Origin of the sequence: Muricoccus vinaceus (assembly GCF_042433125.1) — a bacterium.
In the GTDB taxonomy this organism is placed as follows: Bacteria; Pseudomonadota; Alphaproteobacteria; order Acetobacterales; family Acetobacteraceae; genus Roseomonas; species Roseomonas vinacea.
Map to the genome: position 1 here is coordinate 1 of NZ_JBHLVZ010000119.1, position 631 is coordinate 631.

The window sequence follows — 631 nt, forward strand, 5'->3', positions numbered from 1 at the left end:
ATGACTTTAACCTCAGAGTTCACCCGATCCGAAACAGGGGCAGACCGAAGTGTTCGACGACCCTGTAGTGGCCACAGCCATCCTCGACCGCCTGCTGCACCACAGCCACGTCATCACCATCCGCGGCGACAGCTACCGGCTCAAGGAGAAGCGCCGCTCAGGCTTGCTGAGGGCCACGGCGCCCGAGCCGATCACCAGGGCGGGCAAGGCTTAAACCGGGGGGAGTTTTCGTGGCGCCCAGGGGGGCGTTTCCGATGTCGTTTGACAGATGTTTGATCCCAGGGTTTGATGGTGCAGTCTTCTGCCCTGAGTGGAAGGACGCACTATGGGCCAGCTACTCCACGGCAGCGCCACAATGATGGAGGCAATCCGTCGAGCGATACAGCATGTCGAGAGAGCCTGAGGGGGCTCCCCAAGCGCCACGGGGTGAACCCCGAGACGGTGGCGAAGTGGAGGCAGCGATCCTCTGTCTCCGACCTCCGGACCGGTCCTCAGGAGCCCAGGTCAACGGTTCTGTCGCCCGAGCATGAGGCCATCGTCGTTGCCTTCCGCCGCCACACGCTGCTGCCGCTAGAGCGTAATCCGAGCGATTGGATTCGAATGTTCTTGCCCGACGCGGCGGCGATCTGAT

2 pseudogenes are annotated in these 631 nt (G+C 62.8%); both read left to right on the top strand.

Going from position 1 to position 631, the window contains the following annotated elements:
- Positions 1-49: 49 nt before the first annotated feature.
- Positions 50-214, top strand: a pseudogene (locus ACFFIC_RS29660) (ATP-binding protein); the annotation flags it as partial.
- 111 nt (positions 215-325) lie between these two features.
- A pseudogene (locus ACFFIC_RS29665) lies at positions 326-576 on the top strand (IS481 family transposase); the annotation flags it as partial.
- Positions 577-631: the final 55 nt, after the last annotated feature.